Annotated in this window: 21 protein-coding genes; 16 read left to right on the forward strand and 5 right to left on the reverse strand. The window is 50.1% G+C overall.

All coding sequences use genetic code 11. The features are described from left to right. Window positions 1-27 precede the first annotated feature (27 nt). From ACFRAM_RS24765 to ACFRAM_RS24785, 5 genes are all read left to right on the forward strand, one after another. Window positions 28-897: a CheR family methyltransferase gene (locus ACFRAM_RS24765; protein WP_379469081.1), complete on the forward strand. Its 870-nt coding sequence runs from the start codon at window positions 28-30 to the stop codon at window positions 895-897. An 18-nt stretch (window positions 898-915) separates the two neighbouring features. Then, entirely contained in the window at window positions 916-2,586 is a 1,671-nt protein-coding gene (locus tag ACFRAM_RS24770; protein WP_379469083.1) for a response regulator, read from the forward strand. A 96-nt stretch (window positions 2,587-2,682) separates the two neighbouring features. Next, window positions 2,683-3,021 carry an STAS domain-containing protein gene (locus tag ACFRAM_RS24775; RefSeq protein WP_066365894.1) on the forward strand — a complete coding sequence of 113 codons (339 nt, stop codon included), beginning with the start codon at window positions 2,683-2,685 and terminating at the stop codon, window positions 3,019-3,021. 18 nt (window positions 3,022-3,039) lie between these two features. After that, complete coding sequence (gene rsbW, locus ACFRAM_RS24780) at window positions 3,040-3,492, forward strand: anti-sigma B factor RsbW (RefSeq protein ID WP_379469085.1); 453 nt, start codon at window positions 3,040-3,042, stop codon at window positions 3,490-3,492. Then, on the forward strand, window positions 3,489-4,259 hold the full coding sequence (locus ACFRAM_RS24785; protein ID WP_379469087.1) for a sigma-70 family RNA polymerase sigma factor: 771 nt from the start codon (window positions 3,489-3,491) through the stop codon (window positions 4,257-4,259). Before rsbW ends, ACFRAM_RS24785 begins: the two co-directional genes overlap by 4 nt. 200 nt (window positions 4,260-4,459) lie before the next feature. On the opposite strand, the gene ACFRAM_RS24790 is transcribed toward ACFRAM_RS24785, so the two are convergent. Then, window positions 4,460-4,780: a DUF5665 domain-containing protein gene (locus ACFRAM_RS24790; protein WP_379469089.1), complete on the reverse strand. Its 321-nt coding sequence runs from the start codon at window positions 4,778-4,780 to the stop codon at window positions 4,460-4,462. A 358-nt stretch (window positions 4,781-5,138) separates the two neighbouring features. Continuing rightward, window positions 5,139-5,600 carry a YtxH domain-containing protein gene (locus ACFRAM_RS24795; protein ID WP_379469091.1) on the reverse strand — a complete coding sequence of 154 codons (462 nt, stop codon included), beginning with the start codon at window positions 5,598-5,600 and terminating at the stop codon, window positions 5,139-5,141. Window positions 5,601-5,917: 317 nt separating this feature from the next. Here ACFRAM_RS24795 and ACFRAM_RS24800 point away from each other — a divergent pair, with 317 nt between their 5' ends. Together ACFRAM_RS24800 and ACFRAM_RS24805 are read left to right on the forward strand one after the other, a co-directional pair. After that, complete coding sequence (locus tag ACFRAM_RS24800) at window positions 5,918-6,925, forward strand: asparaginase (protein ID WP_379469093.1); 1,008 nt, start codon at window positions 5,918-5,920, stop codon at window positions 6,923-6,925. Window positions 6,926-7,028: 103 nt separating this feature from the next. After that, window positions 7,029-7,748, forward strand: coding sequence for a pirin family protein (locus ACFRAM_RS24805; RefSeq protein ID WP_379469095.1), 720 nt, complete (start codon window positions 7,029-7,031; stop codon window positions 7,746-7,748). A gap of 126 nt (window positions 7,749-7,874) precedes the next feature. Here ACFRAM_RS24805 and ACFRAM_RS24810 read toward each other — a convergent pair whose 3' ends face one another. Continuing rightward, a complete protein-coding gene (locus ACFRAM_RS24810) occupies window positions 7,875-8,099 on the reverse strand; it encodes a DUF1128 family protein (protein ID WP_066365864.1) in 225 nt (74 codons plus the stop codon). A gap of 149 nt (window positions 8,100-8,248) precedes the next feature. Here ACFRAM_RS24810 and yyaC point away from each other — a divergent pair, with 149 nt between their 5' ends. The 6 genes from yyaC (at window position 8,249) to ACFRAM_RS24840 (ending at window position 15,296) form a co-directional block, all read left to right on the forward strand. Then, window positions 8,249-8,806 carry a spore protease YyaC gene (gene yyaC, locus ACFRAM_RS24815; protein ID WP_379469098.1) on the forward strand — a complete coding sequence of 186 codons (558 nt, stop codon included), beginning with the start codon at window positions 8,249-8,251 and terminating at the stop codon, window positions 8,804-8,806. Window positions 8,807-8,859: 53 nt separating this feature from the next. Next, window positions 8,860-9,657 carry an alpha/beta fold hydrolase gene (locus ACFRAM_RS24820; RefSeq protein WP_379469101.1) on the forward strand — a complete coding sequence of 266 codons (798 nt, stop codon included), beginning with the start codon at window positions 8,860-8,862 and terminating at the stop codon, window positions 9,655-9,657. Between the two features lie 216 nt (window positions 9,658-9,873). Continuing rightward, entirely contained in the window at window positions 9,874-10,548 is a 675-nt protein-coding gene (locus ACFRAM_RS24825; RefSeq protein ID WP_379469103.1) for a DUF6483 family protein, read from the forward strand. Then, a complete protein-coding gene (locus tag ACFRAM_RS24830) occupies window positions 10,517-10,870 on the forward strand; it encodes a PhzF family phenazine biosynthesis protein (protein WP_379469105.1) in 354 nt (117 codons plus the stop codon). The genes ACFRAM_RS24825 and ACFRAM_RS24830 overlap by 32 nt, the downstream gene beginning before the upstream one ends. Before the next feature lie 77 nt (window positions 10,871-10,947). Continuing rightward, complete coding sequence (locus ACFRAM_RS24835; RefSeq protein ID WP_379469107.1) at window positions 10,948-12,129, forward strand: class I SAM-dependent methyltransferase; 1,182 nt, start codon at window positions 10,948-10,950, stop codon at window positions 12,127-12,129. 1,037 nt (window positions 12,130-13,166) lie between these two features. Further along, window positions 13,167-15,296, forward strand: a complete 2,130-nt coding sequence (locus tag ACFRAM_RS24840) for an O-antigen ligase family protein (protein WP_379469109.1) — start codon at window positions 13,167-13,169, stop codon at window positions 15,294-15,296. A 291-nt stretch (window positions 15,297-15,587) separates the two neighbouring features. Here the strand turns inward: ACFRAM_RS24840 and ACFRAM_RS24845 are convergent, their stop codons facing one another. Together ACFRAM_RS24845 and ACFRAM_RS24850 are read right to left on the reverse strand one after the other, a co-directional pair. Then, the gene (locus ACFRAM_RS24845) at window positions 15,588-16,241 is read right to left on the reverse strand and encodes an SdpI family protein (RefSeq protein WP_379469111.1); all 654 of its coding nucleotides are present in this window, start codon (window positions 16,239-16,241) and stop codon (window positions 15,588-15,590) included. Then, entirely contained in the window at window positions 16,238-16,576 is a 339-nt protein-coding gene (locus tag ACFRAM_RS24850; RefSeq protein WP_379469113.1) for an autorepressor SdpR family transcription factor, read from the reverse strand. The genes ACFRAM_RS24845 and ACFRAM_RS24850 overlap by 4 nt, the downstream gene beginning before the upstream one ends. 260 nt (window positions 16,577-16,836) lie before the next feature. On the opposite strand from ACFRAM_RS24850, the gene uptA reads away from it, so the two are divergent. Genes uptA through ACFRAM_RS24865 form a run of 3 tightly spaced genes read left to right on the forward strand, consistent with a single transcriptional unit; the run spans window position 16,837 to window position 18,652 of the window. Next, window positions 16,837-17,454, forward strand: a complete 618-nt coding sequence (uptA, locus tag ACFRAM_RS24855; protein ID WP_175371715.1) for an undecaprenyl phosphate transporter UptA — start codon at window positions 16,837-16,839, stop codon at window positions 17,452-17,454. Next, on the forward strand, window positions 17,451-18,017 hold the full coding sequence (locus ACFRAM_RS24860; protein ID WP_379469116.1) for a thioredoxin family protein: 567 nt from the start codon (window positions 17,451-17,453) through the stop codon (window positions 18,015-18,017). The genes uptA and ACFRAM_RS24860 overlap by 4 nt, the downstream gene beginning before the upstream one ends. Before the next feature lie 5 nt (window positions 18,018-18,022). Further along, complete coding sequence (locus ACFRAM_RS24865) at window positions 18,023-18,652, forward strand: MBL fold metallo-hydrolase (RefSeq protein ID WP_379469119.1); 630 nt, start codon at window positions 18,023-18,025, stop codon at window positions 18,650-18,652. The last annotated feature ends 468 nt before the right edge of the window (window positions 18,653-19,120 follow it).

A 19,120-nucleotide genomic window follows, 5' to 3' on the forward strand; every position in this document is an offset into this window, starting at 1 on the left:
GTGTGGTGGCAAGGAGTCAGGATAACCATGACAGCAATGGATCACGGATATGAAAGTCAGCCTGTATTGTCCGGGGGCAAGAACGAATTAGAGCAAATCGAGATTGAACTGCTCCTGGACGGGGTACATCGTTTATACGGATATGATTTTCGCAATTATGCGCTACCTTCCTTGAAGCGAAGAATTTGGCATCATGTCCATGCAGAGAATCTATCCAGCATATCTGCATTGCAGGAGAAAGTGCTGCATGACCGGTCCTGTTTTGAACGTTTTGTCTACAGCCTTTCTATTCCCGTAACGGAAATGTTCAGGGACCCGGGGCTGTTCCTGACCTTCCGCCAGAAGGTCATTCCGCTGCTGCGGACGTACCCTTACATCCGCATTTGGCATGCTGGCTGCTCTACAGGCGAAGAAGTATACTCCATGGCAATTTTACTGCATGAAGAAGGGCTGTATGACAAGGCACGCATCTACGCGACGGACATGAATGACCGTTCTCTGCAGCAGGCTAAGGAAGGCGTATACGAGATCAGCAGAATGCAGCAGTATACTAAGAATTATCTGGAGGCGGGCGGGACCCGCGCATTCTCAGAGTACTATACAGCGAAATACAATTCGGTGATTCTGCAGCCCTATTTGCGCAAAAATATTATTTTTGCCGAGCATAACCTGGCTACAGACACCTCGTTCAACGAATTCAATGTTATTTTCTGCCGAAATGTAATGATCTACTTCAATGATGACCTGCGAGACCATGTGCACGGGTTGTTTAATGAAAGCCTTGGCCGGTTCGGCGTGCTCGTGCTTGGCTCGAAGGAATCCATTCATTTTACCAGGTACAGCGATAGTTACGAACCCCTGGACAGAGTAGAGAAAATCTATCGGAAGATCAAATAGTGTGCTTAGGAGGGTCCCATGGGGTTTCAAGAGCCGATTCATATACTGTTGGTAGACGACCGTCCTGAAAATTTGCTGGCGCTGGAGGCAGTGCTTGAGAGTCAGCAATATAAGCTTGTCAAAGCCACCTCCGGCGAGGAAGCGCTGCGGTGTTTGTTGAAGTATGAATTCGCAGTTATTGTACTGGACGTACAGATGCCGGGTATGGATGGCATTGAGACCGCCAAGTTGATCAAGGCCAGAGATAAGACTAAGGATATCCCGATTATTTTCATTTCAGCTAACAGCAGGGAGGCGGAGCATTTGTTTGCCGGATACTCCGCCGGGGCCATTGATTATATGGTGAAGCCATTCATTCCGCAGATTTTAAAATCCAAGATTGAAGGCTTTGTCGATATGTATTTGACGAGCAAGAAGCATCAGACCCAGACGATGCTGCTGCAGCAGAAAACGCAGGAGCTGGAGCGGATCAATGGGGAACTGATCAAGGCCAAGGAAGAGGCAGAGATCGCGGCCAAAGCCAAGACGGAATTTCTGGCGATGATGAGTCATGAGATTCGTACACCGATGAACGGCGTTGTGGGTATGATCGATTTGCTGATGGAGACCGAGCTTGAGCCGGAGCAGAAGGAATATACCGAGATTATCCGCAAAAGTGCTGACACATTGATTACCGTTATTAACGATATTCTGGATTTCACGAAGATGGAGTCCGGCAAAATGGAGATGGAGGAGCAGCTCTTTGAGCTGCGAACCTGTATTCAGGAGGTCTTCAACCTCTTTGCTATGGAAGCTGGGAAAAAGAACCTGGAGCTGGCGTATTTCATTGACCACAAGCTCCCGAGATTGCTGTACGGCGATATGGCGCGCTTGCGCCAGGTACTGATTAATTTGGTCGCGAATGCCGTCAAATTCACCAATCAGGGTGGAGTATACCTGGTTGCGTCTGCTGTGCAAAGCAAGGATAATAAAATCGTAGTAGAGTTTACGGTTAAGGACACAGGCATCGGGATTTCCCCGGAGAAATGCGACCGGCTATTCCAGCCGTTCTCACAGCTTGATTCCTCTATGACACGTAAATATGGGGGAACCGGTCTTGGGCTCGCCATCTGCAAATCCCTTGTAGGGATGATGGGCGGGGATATCCGGGTCGAATCGATGGAGGAGAAGGGTGCTACGTTTGTCTTTACCATCCAGGCAACACTGCCCGAAGGGGAACTGGTGGGCAGTGGAGAGAAGGAAGAAGCAGCCCATACCTTCCCGAGTGAAGAGGAACGTAGACGGGTGCTTATTGTGGATGACCATCCTATCAATCAGAGGCTGATGGTCAGTATGCTGCACAAGCTGGGCTATGAGGCGGATGTCGCCGAAGACGGAAGACAGGCTGTGGCCCTGGCGCTGAAGCATGCTTATGAATTTATCTTTATGGACCTGCAAATGCCGGTGATGGACGGCCTGGAGGCTACAGCCGAGATCCGGCGTGGAGGCGGACCGTCTGCCGGAACAGCTATTATCATTGCGATGACGGCCAATGTCATGGAGGGCATCCAGAACCGCTGCCTGGCTTCAGGGATGAATGATTACATCAGCAAGCCGCTCAAGATGGGCAGCATCAAGCAGATCATTTCACGATATTCCCGGAAGGATACCCTGATCAATGAGCGTGGGACGTCCATTCATCATGCGTAATTCAGAAAATACCAGAGTCTGAATAACCGTTTTTTGTTTCAAAACTATGCCTTTAGGGTTATTGGTAAAGAAAACATATATCAGGAGAGATTGTCTATGAATACACATAAAAGCGAAAAGTTTCATGCAAAGACTAAGACCGAAGGCAGTGTATGTACAGTTTTCCTAAGCGGGGAACTCGATTTGTCGGTTGCTCCTGATTTTCGTCTTGTCATGGAGCCGCTTGTGGGTGAAGCTGGACTGGACCTCGTCATTAATCTTAAAGAATTAAGATACATCGACAGCACAGGCATCGGAATTCTGCTCTCGATCCTGAAAGCCAGACATGGTATGGATGTTAAATTCATTGTGGAAGAAGTGCCTCCGCAAATTCAGAAGCTGTTTGATATGACCGGTATTGCCAAGTTTTTTGCCCCCCAAGAGAATTCCCACTAGGAAAGGACCGAACAAAGAATGAGTGATGATGTGCAAAGAGTAGTTCTCCAGTTGCCGGCCAGCGCGGAATATGTCGATATCGTCAGATTAAATCTATATGGTATTGCTTCAAAAATGGGTTTTACGTACGAGGACATTGAAGATATGAAGGTTGCCGTATCGGAAGCCTGTAACAACTCTGTACTGTATGCTTACGGGCAGGATGATGGATTGGTGGATGTGATTTTTGAGGTTGGCTCAGATGCATTGTCCATTATTGTCAAAGATGAGGGGGAGAGCTTTGACGGCGTGGACTCGGCTGCTGAGCGTACGACGCTGCACGACAAAGAGCTGAGTGACGTTCAGGTCGGAGGCCTGGGATTCTACCTGATGCAGGCACTGATGGACGATGTTAGCGTAGTAAGCGAGGCGGGGAGAGGGACGGTGGTTACCTTGACCAAGCGGCTTCATTATAGTGAGGAGAAAGTATGAACGAAAAAGCGACTCCCCCCGAGTCCATGAATGAAGCAGTGAGCCTGATCTGGGAATACCAGCAAAGTAAAGATAATGAAATAGCCACCACCTTAATTCAGAAATACGAGCCAATGGTCAAAATGGCTGCCGGCAAAATCGCTCGCAATCGTCCCGACCTCTATGAGGATCTGTACCAGGTTGGTCAAATGGCGCTAATCCGGTTGCTGCAGCAATATGATATCAGCTTGGGAATTCCTTTTGAACCTTATGCCATGAAAAGCATGATCGGGCATATGAAGAATTTCCTGCGCGATAAATCCTGGTACATACAAGTTCCGAGACGGATCAAGGAGAAGGGGGCCCTCGTTCAGCAGGCGATCGACGAACTGACGATCCGGCTGGAGCGTTCGCCCGCAGTGGATGAAATAGCCCACTATCTTGACCTATCTGTGGAGGAAACAGTAGAAGTACTGGCGGGCAGGGAATGTTATCACTATGTGTCACTGGATTCACCGCTCTCCCAAGAGGAGACCGGCGCAACACTTGGCGAACTGATCAGTTCGGAAGCCAATGATTTTGAAACGGTAGAGAAGCGCATGGACTTGCAGCAGGCTCTCAGTCAATTGAAGGAGCAAGAGCAGCAGGTGCTGCTACTAGCCTTCCAGGACGGGCAATCTCAGCGGGCCATCGCCCAGAAGCTGGGCGTTTCACAGATGAGTGTCTCGCGGATTCAGAAGCGGGCCACCGAAAAGCTGAAGCAAATCATGTCTAATTCTTCTTATTGAATGACGATCGGATATTACGAATGATGAACAGAATCGATGATGCCGTCTGCACGCTATTGCCTAAAGAACGATAGGGTATGCTATTCTCCGGAGCGGAGAGAAGCATACCCTTTGTTGTGTCAACGAGCGAAAGCCCCCTGCATACGCCGGGCTTCGTAATAATCATTTGACGGAAGTCCTGGTGCAGGCAGCAGGGCGTGTTAATTGTTGGCATCAATATAGTTTTTAATCTCACCCAGGTATTCGCCGATCACTGGCACATTGATGAACAGACTGGCTACATAACCTAGCAGCCCAAGGATGATGAACGTCCCCAGTGAAAGCCCGAGTCCCCGGGAAATGCCAGCCATCAGGTTGGTGACGATCCGTTTTTTCGGATTAGAATAATTTTCGAGAATATCTTTGAATTCTGATTTTTCAAGCGAATTAGCAATTTGGTCGAGCCGCACATTGAGCCGTTTGACCTCATGCCGCAGCTCAAAGGGATGCTCCTCCAATTCATAGGTTTTGCTTCTGTTCATTGAATCTCCCATACCGCTCCCCGCTTTCTTTAGCGACTCAAAACCAAAATCAGTGGTTGAAGCTAAATAAGTACGCTACGGGTTCAGAGGGTTCTTCCGATCGCTGATAAAGCCCGATTTTTTGGATGGTAAAGGAGTTATAGGTTAAAATCGGTCTTTAAAGGCGAACACTGACTTTTCTCCAGAATCCCTCTGACCCTCCGCACTAACGCCGCTTATAGTCAACCTCTGATTTTGAGACTGATCCTCTTTAGCCGCAATATTTTAAATCAATTTACCTTTAAGACATGGCAATAGCCAGCTACGGTGAGCTGGCTATTGAATAAATGGAGCATAGCTGGTTGTCACCGTCGATCCATTAGGAGGATTTATAGGTAGACTCGACGCCTTCTTTGGCATTCTTGGCTTCGTCTGCTACATCTTTAGATGCGTCTTTCACATCTGAGGCCACGCTGGCTGAAGCTTCGCTGACTGTATCTCCGATCTTTTTCCCGGTGTCTTGCAGGGTGGCTGCGATTTGCTGTTTACTGTCGCTGACGGTAGTATAAATGTCGGAGGCTTTGGTGGAGACCGTGCTAGCAAGGTCGGAGGCCTTTTCGCCTACGGTAGTTGCCAGAGCTTTGGTCTTATCCGTCACGGCCCCAGCGACCTCCTTGGTCTTGTCTGTGGCAAGCGACAGCTTGTCCGACAAGTCGCTGCGGATCTCGCGGCCGGGTTTGGGTGCGAACAGCAGGGCAGCTGCCGCACCGATCAATCCACCGATAAAGACACCTTTTAGGAAGTTGCTGCCGTGTTCTGTTTCATGCTCTACGTTACTCATCACCGATCACTCCTTATCAGAATAGGGTATTCCAGATCGGGAGGCGGGAATACCGCCCCCTTCATCGGGATATCATGGGGATCTGAAGCTATCTTACTTGGTATATAAACGTTAGTGTATAGGCTGAAACAGCAAATGAGCAAGGGAACGATTAACGGAGAAATCCACAGATTGGACGCAACAGAGCGGCTTGTAAGCACATAAACGGCTGTTTTTGCGGCTTTACAAACAACCCCGGATAGCCGAAAGATTATATAGTTTCTTGGAATTAAACCTGAATTTATTTATAGACGTTTTTAGAAAAGAGGAGAGACATCATGGAAACAGTGTTGGTGCGAGAATACCGGTCGGATTTGCTGGAGTGTGTCCACAGTGGACATATCGCCATCGTCGGGGAGGGGGGGCAATTAAAGGGATACGCTGGGGATCCCGGCTTTGTTTCCTTTACCCGTTCAGCAGCAAAACCTATGCAGGCCATTCCTGGTATTCGTGGTGGAATCGCTGAGCATTATGGCCTCACACCGCCGGAAATTGCGCTCATGACTGCTTCCCACCGGGGCGAAAGCTATCATGTGTCCACACTGGAGAGCATCTCAGCTAAGGTCGGCATTGAGGAATCGGCTATGATTTGCGCGACTAGCTACCCGCTGGACCGCAGCAGTCGGGAAGAAGCCATCCGCGGCTACAACAAACGAAAAATTTATCACAACTGTTCCGGCAAGCATATGGGTATTCTGTCCTATAGCAAGCTGAAGGGCTTGCCGCTGGATGAATATGATCAGCCGAGTCATCCGGTTCAACGTGAAATTATAGATACGATTGCAGACTTGGCGAACATAGCTCCGGAGAGCATCGGGCTCGGAACGGATGGCTGCGGTTTGCCCGTATTTGCCCTCCCTTTGACAGCACTCGCTAATGCTTATCTGAAGATGGCTTGTCCCGATCTTATTGACGACGGACCAACCCGTGAAGCGGTTAAGGTCATTACTTCAGCCATGAATGCTCATCCAGAGATGGTGGCTGGTCATGGACGACTGGATTCAATTCTGCTGGCGGATGATAACATCATTGCCAAAGGCGGTTTCAAAGGGGTCTATTGCTTTGCACTTCGCCGGGAGCGGCTGGGAATCTCATTCAAGATTCTCGACGGCTCTGAGGAAGAGTGGGGCCTGATTGTCTACAGCATTCTGGAACAACTAGGCTACAGTGAGCAGACTACGATGGAAAAACTACGTGAAGCCTTCACAGGTATTATCTATAATGACGGCGGAACGAGAGTAGGGCATGCAGAGACGGTGTTCAAACTACAGTCTAATCTCGACTAATGTATGATTGACAGCGGATGAGTGAGGGTAAGAAATATATAATTAAAGCGCCTATTTACCAGTATGGTTCCAAGATATCAACATCTATGGAGGTGCAACAATTATGATCAAAGTCATCACATCCGCAGAGAGGCATACATCGAATAGAGACTGGATACACAGTGAGTTCAGCTTTTCCTTTGCCGATTACGACGATCCCAGCAATGCGCATTTCGGTGCGCTACTGGCCCATAACGACAACGAGTTGAAGCCGCAGCAGGGTATGCATGAGCATCCCCATCACAATCTCGAGATTATAACGTATGTGGTTTCAGGGGTACTGAGCCATGAGGATGACCTGGGCAATCAGATCGATCTTCATGCCGGTACTGTCCAAATTATGAGTGCGGGAACAGGCATTAATCACTCGGAAAAGAATCAATCGCAGAGCAGCAATGTACGTTTCCTGCAGATTTGGCTGCTTCCAAACCAGCGCGGGCTATCCCCCAGATGGGATGCAAAATTCTATCCTCGTGAGCAACGTCTCAACAAACTGCTGCCGGTGGCGTCTGGAACCGGTGAGGACGGCTCACTGAGATTCAACGAGAATGCGACTATTTATTTGTCGGTGCTGGAGACGAACCGGGAGCTGCAATATCCACAGCAGGAGCACAGGAGAACTCATATCTTCGTGATTTCAGGAAATGTGGAGATATCTTGTTCGGATGGAAGTTTTGACCTGAGCACAGGAGATGCTGCGCGCATCCGCAAGAGCTGTGAGATGACCATTAGAGGGACCGGCAGTGATGGTGCAGCGGAGCTGATTTTGATTGATCTTCCTTAAGAGGGGATTCCTCTAAAGGACAATCAACCTTGCTATTTTTACTTGCTATTTTTAATTGAAAAAAGCCCCTTGTCTTCATGGCTCATTCGCGGAATGGACCAAGACAAGGGGCTTTATTGTGTGCTGTTACTTGCGGCGAAGACGACCAAGCTCGGACACCAGCGCCTCTACTTGGGAAATGCTGAGTCTGTCGCTTCCCATAGCGACTTCATAGACATCGAGAATATCCTCATAATTATCTACCGAGAATGCAGAAGCTTGCATGGCGGCCGCACTAGCCATTTTCAGCTTATCTTTGATGGCTTCAATCATATATTCAACATTTTCCTGGCTTGGTTGTGTCAAATCCATTGGTTTTATTACATCCTCTCTGACCATTGATCCATGTATTTTACCATGTTTCCAGGCGAGACCACCATTTTTTTGTCGGAGAGAATGAAATCGTGTAGAATGATAAAAGAATTTTGGAATACCGGAGCAGGAGAACAAGGAGGTGGAGCATGGGAATCCGGGAGCAGGGGCATGAACGTCGATATAAGAAGGACACAGAAGGACTGACGGCGTTCTTCCGGGAAATTGCAGCTCTGCATACTATCGAACAGGTAACCTTTCTTTGTATTGGGACGGACCGCTCCACTGGAGATGCGCTGGGCCCGTTAACAGGGAGCAGGCTGATAGACTACGGCTTTCCGCATGTAGTTGGCACATTGCCGAACCCCTGTGATGCAGATAATTTGGCTGCACGTGTGGCATCGATCCCGCCAGGACAGATTATTATTGCTGTAGATGCCTGTCTGGGGACGCTGCTCACACGGGAGAGTTATCTCACTGCGGCGGGGCCGTTGCAGCCTGCACAGTCAGTCGGTCTGAAGTTTCCGGCTATTGGACATTACAGTATAGCGGCTATTGTGGATGTGAACGGACCCAAGCCTTATCATACTTTGCAGACAACGCCACTGCATCGGGTGATGGTCATGTCAGAGCAGATTGCCGGAGCGGCCGCCACAGGTTTCGGTTTGGAAGCTTATGGGCGTTTCAAGGGAAGTAGTTTGGCTTAAATATATATATCTAACGTGCTTCATAATCTTCTACATAGAAAGAAGGAGCAGCCATGGAAAAAGTTCGTTGTGAAGGAAGCACGATCTGCTACAGTGATCAGGGTAAGGGCGAAGCCATTGTATTGCTGCACGGATTTTGCGGCAGCGCTGAATATTGGGAGAAGGTGATCCCCCGTCTTAGCAGCAGCTATCGTGTCATCGCGCCTGACCTGCGTGGACATGGTGAATCGGATGCTCCGCTTGGGGCGTACACAATTGAGAGTATGGCCGACGATGTGCTTGGGCTGTTGGACGCTCTGGAATTATCCAAGGTGACGCTGCTTGGCCATTCGCTCGGCGGCTATGTTGCGCTGTCCTTTGTCCAGCGTTATGCATCCCGTTTGACTGGTTTTGGACTGATCCATTCGACAGCCTACCCGGATACGGATGAGGCGAAGGAGAAACGGCTGAAGAGTGTCAGCACCATTCAAAATGAAGGAATTCATGTGTTTGTAGATGGACTTGTACCAGGTCTATTCGCACCAGGTACAGTAGAGTCTTCACCGCATCTGCTGGAGCGGGCGAAGGAAATCGGCTACAGAACACCTCCGCAAGGAGCCGCGGGAGTCGCTCTCGCGATGCGCGAGCGGCCGGACCGCCGAGATGTACTCTCGGCCAGTGAGCTGCCTGTTCTACTGGTGGCCGGTGCGGAAGATAAGTTGGTTCCTGCGGAGCGAACCTTCACATCGGACAAGCCGAACGTCACTCAGGCTACCATTGCAGGTGTGGGCCATATGAGTATGATGGAAGACCCCGAACGGTTGGCGGAGATCATCGGGGGCTTTGTGGACAAGGCTGTTGCTACAAATTAATGTCTGATCTCCAAGAGAGTAAAAAGGCAGCACTCGCAGGTTTGCGGGATGCTGCCTCTTTGCCATTCTTGCGGAGCAGCCGTTTGGCTCAGCGTTTTTTGTCAAGCCGCTTCCCATCGTTTAAGATGGAAGCAGAAGCACACAGCTGGACAGGAAGAGGAAGTCGCAGCAGGGAGTTTTTATCCGCAGCCGCGGCAATAGAAAGGAGTGCAGGATATGTTCCGGAGAGATTATATTGTCCGCATGATTGAGGATATGACAGCGATGGTAGCAAAGGTCCTTACGCTGAAGCAGGAACGAAAGACGACGGAAGCCTTATGGGAAGTCGATGAATTACTGAACAGGCATTTCCGGCTCAACTCCCGCCTTTTAAATTCATTGTCTGTGGAGGACGTCATTGAGATGTTCCGGTTGGGCGGTATCATTGAATCCGACAAACTTCAGGGGGTAGCCAGGCTGCTCAAAGAGGAGGGCGGCATCTACACGGCAGCAGGCAACAAGGAAGAAGCACTGTTCCGGTCGATGCGGGCATTGCATCTGTACTTATACGCCGATCTGAATGGGGCCGACCGGAGTCTTCTGTCTATGACGGAGGAAATCGATGAGCTGCTGCAGGAGGTTCAGGGATACCGGGTTCCGGCCAAAACAGAGCGGTTGTTGCTCCCCTATCTGGAATCACAGGGCCGTTATAGCAAAGCGGAGGACAGTCTGTACCGGCTGCGGGAGCAGGGGGAGGATGTAGCCGTTGAAGGGAAGGCATTGTATGAACGGCTGCTGCTAAAGGCCCCCGAAGAACTGGAGAAGGGACAACTGCCCCTTGATGAAGTCAAGCAAGGGCTACAGGAGTGGAACCAACTGGTTGCCCGGGAAAAGGAATGGGAACTGCAATGAGCCTGACTTTGCCCTGCTGACTGGACTTGCTGCAAGGGCTGTTCCGGTAACAGCTGAGAGTAACGAAGAAGGTATCGATTTCGTCTCGCGTTTCTTTGCACCTAAAGTCGGGGTGAACGAAGATCCTGTAACCGGCTCTGCACATACCGCACTCGGTCCTTATTGGGCCGCTAGATTGAACCGTTCCCTCTTAAGTGCCTATCAGGCCTCTCCGCGTGGCGGTCATCTGCTGCTAGATGTCGGCACAGAAACGATAACCCTAACAGGTCATGCCATCACAATACTCAAAGGCCAGCTGCAAGTGGAGACGGTTTGTTTATAAACAGTATTGTTATGACATGCTATAATAGATGAACTGTCAGGAGAACATAGTTCTCCATTTTTAATTCCGAAAGTGAGATGTGCCCTGTGGAATCTTTAAAAGCTCTTATTGACCAAGTGATCAGTGACCGCACATTAATTACGGCGACGCTGAGTCAACTGCGAAGCAAAGGCGAAGTCGCCTACAACAAGGTGGTAATCAAGCCTGTTGAGTTAAAAGGCAAGCTGCATTATCAGTTCGCCTACTATATTGGACCAAAGGTGGAGCATCGCAACATTCCGGCCGAGGAGGCTGCCGAAGAGATGACTCTGCTACTTAGAGACACCTTCCGCCAAGGGCTGATCTGCACCATAGAAGCCGATTATCAAGTACTGATCAGCAAGAAATACAAAGTCTCCATTCTGACGAAGTCCCCAACCAAGAAGGAGACGCCTGATCTGGCCCACAACCGCCGCAAGCGATACGTCCTGGAGGACGGGAAGGCGGTACCATTTCTGGTGGAACTGGGGATCATGAACAGTGAAGGCAAGGTTTTGGCGAAAAAATATGACAAGTTCCGGCAGATCAATCGCTTCCTGGAGATGGTGGAGGATGTACTCGCTGATCTGCCAACCGGACGCCCGCTAACGATTGTGGATTTTGGCTGCGGCAAATCATATTTGACCTTTGCGTTATATCATTATTTGAAGGTGCGCGAGAAGCGGGAGCTGAACATTGTCGGACTGGACCTGAAGGTCGATGTTATCGCACATTGCAGTGAGCTTGCCGCAAAACTTGGATACGATCAGCTTCGTTTCCTGGTGGGCGATATCGCCAAGTACGACGAGCTGGAACAAGTTGATATGGTTGTTACACTCCATGCCTGTGATACCGCGACGGATGCTGCGCTAGAAAAAGCGGTTCGCTGGGGCGCTTCAGTCATCCTCTCCGTACCTTGCTGCCAGCATGAGCTGTTCGCACAGGTCGAGAATGAAGTGCTGAATCCGTTGCTGTCGCACGGCATTCTGAAGGAACGTTTCTCCGCGCTGGCGACAGATGCCATCCGTGCCAAGCTGCTGGACCTTCTCGGCTACCGGAGCCAGCTCTTGGAGTTTATCGACCTGGAGCATACGCCGAAGAACATCCTGATCCGTGCTGTCCGCAGCGCTGGAGGCGATAATGCCGCCAAATGGCGTGAGTATACCGCCTTCCGCGATTTCCTGGGCGCCAAGCCCTATCTGGAACGCGCTTGTGCGGATTTGCTGCCGACAGAGGCATAAGGAAACAATGGCCGCAAAAGTCCACACTGTTCTGCAATGACGGGCTTTCCTTATGCTCAAACCATCAGTTCCAAAGGTACTGTGTTGAAAATAACGGGATAAATTCCATAAGCCAGCGATGTTGAAAAGAAAAGGGACACACACTATATGTTCCGGCAGTATTGTTTTGAAAAAACGGGATAAATACTATAAGTTCCAGCGATATCGCGCTGAAAATGGACGATTCCAAATGTATCGCAGTCGTTGGGACTAACCCGAAAATGAAATGACCTCCGAATCCACACTTAAGTGGAGGAAGAGGTCATTTTTTGTAGCCAATTTCCGGCTGAACGTTGTAATCATTACTTGCCCAAAGAACCTCATGAAAACAGATTCATGAAAACAGATTCATGAAAACAGATTCATGAAAACAGATTCATCAAAACAACTGCATCATAACAACTGAATCAAACTACTTCATGGAATTAACCATTCATTTGGTTAAGGCTAATGAATGGGGGCTAACGGACCGTATAGCCGTTATTTGCCGCTATAAAGTTGTTTTGGAGATGTAGTGGACTCAGGAGACGCTATTTCCTTCCAAACAGCGGTATTCGGACAATATTTCTTGCCATAGCGCCTATGGAGTCCGTTAGCTTCCTGAATCGTTGAATCTATAGGCAATAAGGCCTCTGGAGTCCGTTCCTTGACGAAGCAAGCACTGATTATGAGAAGAATCCCAGATTCCATCCCAACAATCTATCGAATATAAAATTTATATCGAAAGGATTGCGATATCCCTTTTGTATAAAAGCCAGGCTGGGAATACTGGTTAGCATCATGAAGTACAGGGGATTATCCAAGTGATTAATCATCAACACAAAAATTCAGTGCAAACCACTTTCTACTATTTGTGCGCGGGAATGGTCTTGGTGGCCGGGACAGCAGCATGTTTGCTGCGAGGATTTTTTTTCACACGAGAAATCTATCTCTTTCTGACAATATGGTTTGTGTTATGTGGCTTGCTTCTTTCACTGAAGTTAGTGCTGCTAAGGAGTGTGGGGAGCAGAGCCAATAATGAGGCAATGATCTACATTGTGCTTCTCGCGCCTATTGTTATCCTTTGCCTGTACGGCATTCATTGGCTGCGAGGTCCGCTGTCGGCACAGGCCAACTTTGATGAAATGTTGCGCTGGGCGCTATACGGTAGTTTTGCCCTGATTGCTTATAGCAGCGCAGGTAGCAAGGGTCCTGCCCGGCTTTTAACTGCGAGTTGGCAGGGGCTTGGCTTGACTCTATGTCTCAGTGCGTTACTCCCGCTTTGTACTGGTTTGACGCTCCCCTTTAATGTAGCTTACACCAGTGCCCCGGATGTCAGTGTGACAGGCGTACGGCTCGCCGGACTGCTGCAATATCCCAACACGTTCGGCGCGGTCATGGCGGTCTTTCTGCTGGAGCGGCTATTTGCAGTCGCGGGTGGTTATGGCAGTGCAGGGAGCGGAGCCGCGCTGCAGCGTGGGTCGCGGCTATTTTCGTATGCGGCCAAGTTGCTTCGTCAGCAGCGGCTATTTTCGTATGCTTCCAAGTTGCAGCGTCAGCTGCCGCTATTCCTGCATGCCACCAGGCTATTGCGCAAGTTGCCGCTATTTCCTCACGCGGCCAAGCTGCAGTGTCAGCAGCGGCTATTCTCGTATGCGGCCAAGTTGCAGCGCCAACTGTCGCTATTCCCATATGCAGCCAGGCTGCTGCGCCAGCTGCCGCTATTTCCGTACGCCGCCGCGCTGCTGCTCAGCGAGTCGCGCGGCGCATGGCTGGCGGCGGCTTGCGCCTGCGCCGCCGTTCTGGCATTGAAGCGGCGGCTGATCGCGCCGCTTCTGCTTACAGGCGCCGCGCCCGTGGCCTGTGCGGCGCTGTTCTACCGCCAACTGGCCGCTGCCGGCCTGGCGGTAAAGCTCTTGCCCGGCCTGCTGTTGCTGGCCGGGTGCTGGGCCGGCGCTGTGCTAGCCGGCCTGTGGCTGGAGCGCCGCTGGCACAGCACGGCGGGGCGCTCCCGGGCCGCGCTGCTGGCACTCGCGGCCGCGGGCTGGACGGCGGGGGGCACCGCCGTCCTGACGTACATGAGCGCGCGTATCACCACCGGACCGTCGTCCACGGTCGCCGCGCGCGGCCTGTTGTACCGCGATGCCCTGCGCCTCGCGGGGGAAGCGCCCTGGCTGGGGCGCGGGGGCGGAACCTGGCGTAATATGTATCTCGCCATTCAGTCCCGTCCCTATGTTGGCAGCCAGACCCATAACGGCTACCTTGATCTGCTGCTGAACCTGGGCGGGGTAGGTCTGGCAGTAGTTCTGGTCCTGCTGCTGGCAACGGCATGTTCTTTAAGAGCGACACCGCATCTGTTGGCACCGTTCCTGGTCCTCGTTCTGCATAGTGCCGTTGATTTTGATTGGAGCTATGGCCTGGTCTGGCTGCTGCTATTCTGGTTGCCAGCGTTGGCTGTCTCCCCAAGAGAAGGAATGGCAGTCTCGTTGGGTCCAATGCCATACAGCCTGCTCCGAAAGCATTCCCGCTGGATAGCAGGAGGATTAGTGTGCAGTCTTCTCTTGATGCTAGGGCTCAGCTCATTCCGTGCAGATCGGGGAGCATTATTATATCGTGCAGCGCTTTACGCTCCTAGGCCTGCGGAGAAGGTAAGGTTGTTGGAACAATCCATGAACTGGAATCCGCGCTCTACCGAGACACGGCTTGAGCTTTCAAGGCTGGTGCCAGACCGGCAGCGCGAAGCGCTATTGCGGACCGGCCTTCAGGAATCGCCAGACCATGCAGGCCTGAACTGGGAAATGGCAGAGCTATATATGGAGAAAAACGAGCCAGAAACTGCGGTATATTGGATTCGTAAAGCCCTGCAGAGTGATACTTATAACTACTTCAAATGGACTAAGGCTATGGAAGGAATATGGGAGTTGGGCCGTAACAATTTTCAGACCGGGTATAAAGAAGACGCTGTGCGGATCGCTGCCACCGGTATGGAATTACTGCAACAATACAGGTTTCTTGAATTGCACAGTGGGGGAAAGGGGAATGACCGGCATTTCCGAATGACTGAACGAGCTGAAGTGGCAGGTCAGAAGCTGCAATGGCTGGCGACAAAAAGGCAGCAGGTCGCTCGGAAGAACCCTCCGAACCCGTAGCCGGCGGCAAGTTTAGCATCAACGCTCTGGTTTTGTTTGTGATATAAAAAAAGCAGCAACAATCCCTAATGGGTAGGCTATAATGCCACACCCTAGACTGCTGCTGCTTTGAACTATTGTTTACCCTGAGATACGACGATCTAAAGACTGAACGTAAGGCCCGGTCGTTACTAGGATGAACGCCTGAACTTCTAGCCGCCTATTGTCTCCAGCGTCCATGAGATTGTACCGCACATGTGAATAGAATTCAGAGAGCGCTGCGTCGGATTCGAGCGCAATCTCAAGCCAATACTAGACCTTCAGCCGCTGTGCTATCATCCACGAATAAGCGACCGGAATGAGGGTAGTCAACACCAAAGCTGTCACAATCACTACCGTGTTCCATATTCCCCCTGTAAATATAGCTCCAATCATCAGCAGTCCGCCAATTACCCAGAGACCGCCTGCCAAACGATGCGTTTTGCGCCACACCTCGGGATTATGCAGAGTCCATGGGGTACGTAGGCCAATGAAGTAGTTGTCTTTGACCTGAGGCATATAATTTCCAATAATGATAAACAGAATTCCAATTGCACCAATAGCAATTTTGCCTATAGGAAGATTGATGTTGAGCCCATACATGATGACCAGGACAAAAATAAAGTCGAACAGCAGGGCCATGGCCAGACGTGTCATGGCATAGGCATTTTCGAATTTTGCATAGTTTTCTCTTCGTGGATCAATGCTTCGTGTCAAATGCATTAGCAGTGGCATAAGCAAACCAAGCAACCCGAGGCAGGCAATCGCCGAATCCTTACTCCAATACCGGTTAACCTCTCCCGTAACCCCGAATTGGGCCGGAAGCTGGTCCGGCAGAGCATTGTAATTGAATAACGCAAAACCAAGTGAGGCTAGACCCAACACTACAATAAGCGTATCCTGCCATTTCCATTTGATCTTTCTCATCGTTCATCCTCCTTAGTTGCATGGTTACTTTCGCTTGCTTTCTGGAGTGTGCCTGAAGTTTGTGTACTTTCCTGCTTGCCCGTCCCCGTCATCTCCAGCAGCCAGCCGACAACCTCATCGAGAACAGTGGTGTTCAGCGTGTATAGAATGAACTGGCCCTGGCGCTCATCTTGCACAAGCCCGGCATGTTTAAGGGCGTTCAGATGATGCGAGATACTTGGCTTCGAGACGTTAAAATAATCGGCTATCTCACCGGCGGTCCTGTTCTTCTCCCGCAACAGACGGATAATTTGGCGGCGGGTAGGATCGGCCAGTGCTTTAAAAGATTCATTCATGTCTATCCGACCCTTCGATATTTAAATAATTATCTAAATATATAATAGCGATATTTTTCCTGTTCTGTCAATGACCCTGTCGTCTATTTTGCGAGATGCGCTGGGGAGGTCCACAATGTGTTCTGGAGATTCATTTTCCTGTAAGTAGAAGTTGTATCCTTCCATATGCTAGAATAGGCTAAGAGAAGACTGGCTACATAGAGCATAGCGATGCAGTGAGCCCTGCCGCCTATGCAAATAAAGGGAGGAGGAGCGCCAACATGCATGTTATCTCTGATCTGATCTCGAATCTTTTTGAATGGATTCAGAGCCTTGGCTACTTCGGGATTATGATCGGATTAATGATGGAAGTAATTCCAAGTGAAATTGTTCTGGCTTATGGAGGCTATCTGGTTTGGACGGGAGATATTAATTACTTTGGTGCAGTAGTATTCGGAACCATCGGCGGCGTTATTGCCCAGATTTTCGTATACTGGATCGGCCGTTACGGCGGCAGACCTGTACTGGAGAAGTACGGAAAGTACATTTTTATTTCCAAAAAGCACATTGATCACTCCGAGGAGTGGTTCAACAAATATGGGACAGGCGTTATTTTCACAGCCCGGTTCATTCCGGTTGTACGCCATGCCATATCCGTACCTGCCGGAATCACCCGGATGCCACTGGGCAAGTTCACATTTCTGACCACACTGGCCGTTATCCCATGGAGTGCATTATTTGTATACTTGGGTATGACGCTAGGCGATAAGTGGAAGAACATTGATGAAGTCGCTGCGAAGTATACTCATGAAATTATTCTAGGTGCTATTGCCCTTATTGTTATTTATTTTGTATTCAAGTGGTACCAATCCAAGAAGAAGAGAGGGAATGCAGCATGAAGCAAAATGTAGCTCCTAAATTTGGTCAGGGACTCACGCCCCGTCAATTCGTTGAGGGTATGACCCGCAATCAGCAGGATTTCGAAGCCTGGTATGAGAAGTTTGCCTGGGAAGACGAGAGCGACCGGGAATTTTTCGAGAGCCTGAATCACCGCGATGATTTGCGTGTAATCATTCTGGCAGCGGATTGGTGCGGCGATGTTGTGCGCAATGTTCCTGCCGTGTTCCGTATTCTTGAAACCGCGGGAATCAAGACCGAAGTACTCATTTTAGAGGAAAATCAGGACTTGATGGACAACTTCCTGACCATGGGCGGTCGTTCGGTGCCAATCGTTATCTTCGCTGATACAGGCGGCTATGTACTTGGTCATTGGGGACCTCGTCCTGAGCATGTACAACGTCTGATGAGAGAGTTCAAACAGGAAAATCCTGACCGAGAAGCTGCTGACTATGACAGCAAAATCGGGGACGTTCGCAAGGCAATGGGTCAAGCCTATGGGGAAGGAACGGAATCCCACGCGATTATCGCCAAAGAGCTGCGTGGCCTGATTTCCGGCTTCTAAAAGTTATGCTTAATATTCGTTCATTTACACTTGGCCCGCTTCAGACCAACGCATATCTGCTCACAGGAGCTGATCCAGCACGGGGTATCATTATCGATCCCGGCATGAATCCTGCAGCACTGGTACGAAGCATCGAGGGGATAGAGATTGAGGCGATCTTGCTGACACATGCCCATTTTGACCATATGGGCGGTGTGGATGAAATCCGCAAGCTGAAGAACTGTCCTGTCTATCTGCACCCGCTGGAGAGTCAGTGGCTGGAGAATCCCAAGCTGAATGGTTCCTTGATGTGGCCGAATCTGTCCGCTCCTTTAACCACAGCTCCGGCAGAATATGATCTTGGTGAAGGTCAGGTTCTGGACTTAATTGGACATACCTTCCGTGTCTTCCATACCCCAGGCCATTCTCCCGGCAGCGTAAGCTTCCTGTGTGGAGATGATCTGTTCTCCGGTGATGTGCTGTTCAAGCTTGGAGTAGGGCGTACCGATCTAACTGGTGGCCGGGAACGTGATTTGTTTGATTCCATTCGGGGCAAGCTGTACCGGCTGGATGGAGAGGTCAAGGTATATCCGGGTCACGGCTCAAGGACAACAATCGGGTTTGAGCGCGAGAACAATCCCTACGTATCTTTATAAGTCTATCGGTCCAGAAGTACCGACAAAAATCGGGGAAATACAGATGGACAAGAGAATACAAATTTGCTACAATATTGTTAATTAAATGTAATATTTACCTCGCGAAGCACGCAGACTGTGGAATAATCCCGGTTTGCGTGCTTTTTTTGTCTACATATGGGTTTGAATTTGAGTTACATGGTAGGGAGGACTTGAATTGAAGGATGATATGTCGGGGCACTTGGACTACGGATCCCCCAGATCTCAAGGTACATACGAGCACTTTTGCAGCAAGAACTGCCGCTTTTTTTCGGAGTGTCCGGAGAAAGGCGGCTTTTGTTCATTCATGGAGTACAGACAGAATGTAGGGGGAGAAGAGGCTGCTGTTACGCCGGAGAATTTGGTCAGGGAGGTCTGTTTGAGCAGGAGCTACGAAAGCGCCCAAGGGGGAAACATAATGGATCGTCGTCGAGGGAGAGAAACGTTATT

It is taken from the genome of Paenibacillus sp. NPDC056722 (assembly GCF_042790635.1).
GTDB lineage: Bacteria > Bacillota > Bacilli > Paenibacillales > Paenibacillaceae > Paenibacillus_AQ > Paenibacillus_AQ agri.

Bases quoted from the DNA above. Each gene is read 5' to 3' on its own strand.
- ACFRAM_RS24765 (WP_379469081.1), top strand. From the start codon at position 28: ATGACAGCAATGGATCACGGATATGAAAGTCAGCCTGTATTGTCCGGG.
- ACFRAM_RS24770 (WP_379469083.1), top strand. From the start codon at position 916: ATGGGGTTTCAAGAGCCGATTCATATACTGTTGGTAGACGACCGTCCT.
- ACFRAM_RS24775 (WP_066365894.1), top strand. From the start codon at position 2,683: ATGAATACACATAAAAGCGAAAAGTTTCATGCAAAGACTAAGACCGAA.
- rsbW (WP_379469085.1), top strand. From the start codon at position 3,040: ATGAGTGATGATGTGCAAAGAGTAGTTCTCCAGTTGCCGGCCAGCGCG.
- ACFRAM_RS24785 (WP_379469087.1), top strand. From the start codon at position 3,489: ATGAACGAAAAAGCGACTCCCCCCGAGTCCATGAATGAAGCAGTGAGC.
- ACFRAM_RS24790 (WP_379469089.1), bottom strand. From the start codon at position 4,780: ATGAACAGAAGCAAAACCTATGAATTGGAGGAGCATCCCTTTGAGCTG.
- ACFRAM_RS24795 (WP_379469091.1), bottom strand. From the start codon at position 5,600: ATGAGTAACGTAGAGCATGAAACAGAACACGGCAGCAACTTCCTAAAA.
- ACFRAM_RS24800 (WP_379469093.1), top strand. From the start codon at position 5,918: ATGGAAACAGTGTTGGTGCGAGAATACCGGTCGGATTTGCTGGAGTGT.
- ACFRAM_RS24805 (WP_379469095.1), top strand. From the start codon at position 7,029: ATGATCAAAGTCATCACATCCGCAGAGAGGCATACATCGAATAGAGAC.
- ACFRAM_RS24810 (WP_066365864.1), bottom strand. From the start codon at position 8,099: ATGGATTTGACACAACCAAGCCAGGAAAATGTTGAATATATGATTGAA.
- yyaC (WP_379469098.1), top strand. From the start codon at position 8,249: ATGGGAATCCGGGAGCAGGGGCATGAACGTCGATATAAGAAGGACACA.
- ACFRAM_RS24820 (WP_379469101.1), top strand. From the start codon at position 8,860: ATGGAAAAAGTTCGTTGTGAAGGAAGCACGATCTGCTACAGTGATCAG.
- ACFRAM_RS24825 (WP_379469103.1), top strand. From the start codon at position 9,874: ATGTTCCGGAGAGATTATATTGTCCGCATGATTGAGGATATGACAGCG.
- ACFRAM_RS24835 (WP_379469107.1), top strand. From the start codon at position 10,948: ATGTGCCCTGTGGAATCTTTAAAAGCTCTTATTGACCAAGTGATCAGT.
- ACFRAM_RS24845 (WP_379469111.1), bottom strand. From the start codon at position 16,241: ATGAGAAAGATCAAATGGAAATGGCAGGATACGCTTATTGTAGTGTTG.
- ACFRAM_RS24850 (WP_379469113.1), bottom strand. From the start codon at position 16,576: ATGAATGAATCTTTTAAAGCACTGGCCGATCCTACCCGCCGCCAAATT.
- uptA (WP_175371715.1), top strand. From the start codon at position 16,837: ATGCATGTTATCTCTGATCTGATCTCGAATCTTTTTGAATGGATTCAG.
- ACFRAM_RS24860 (WP_379469116.1), top strand. From the start codon at position 17,451: ATGAAGCAAAATGTAGCTCCTAAATTTGGTCAGGGACTCACGCCCCGT.
- ACFRAM_RS24865 (WP_379469119.1), top strand. From the start codon at position 18,023: ATGCTTAATATTCGTTCATTTACACTTGGCCCGCTTCAGACCAACGCA.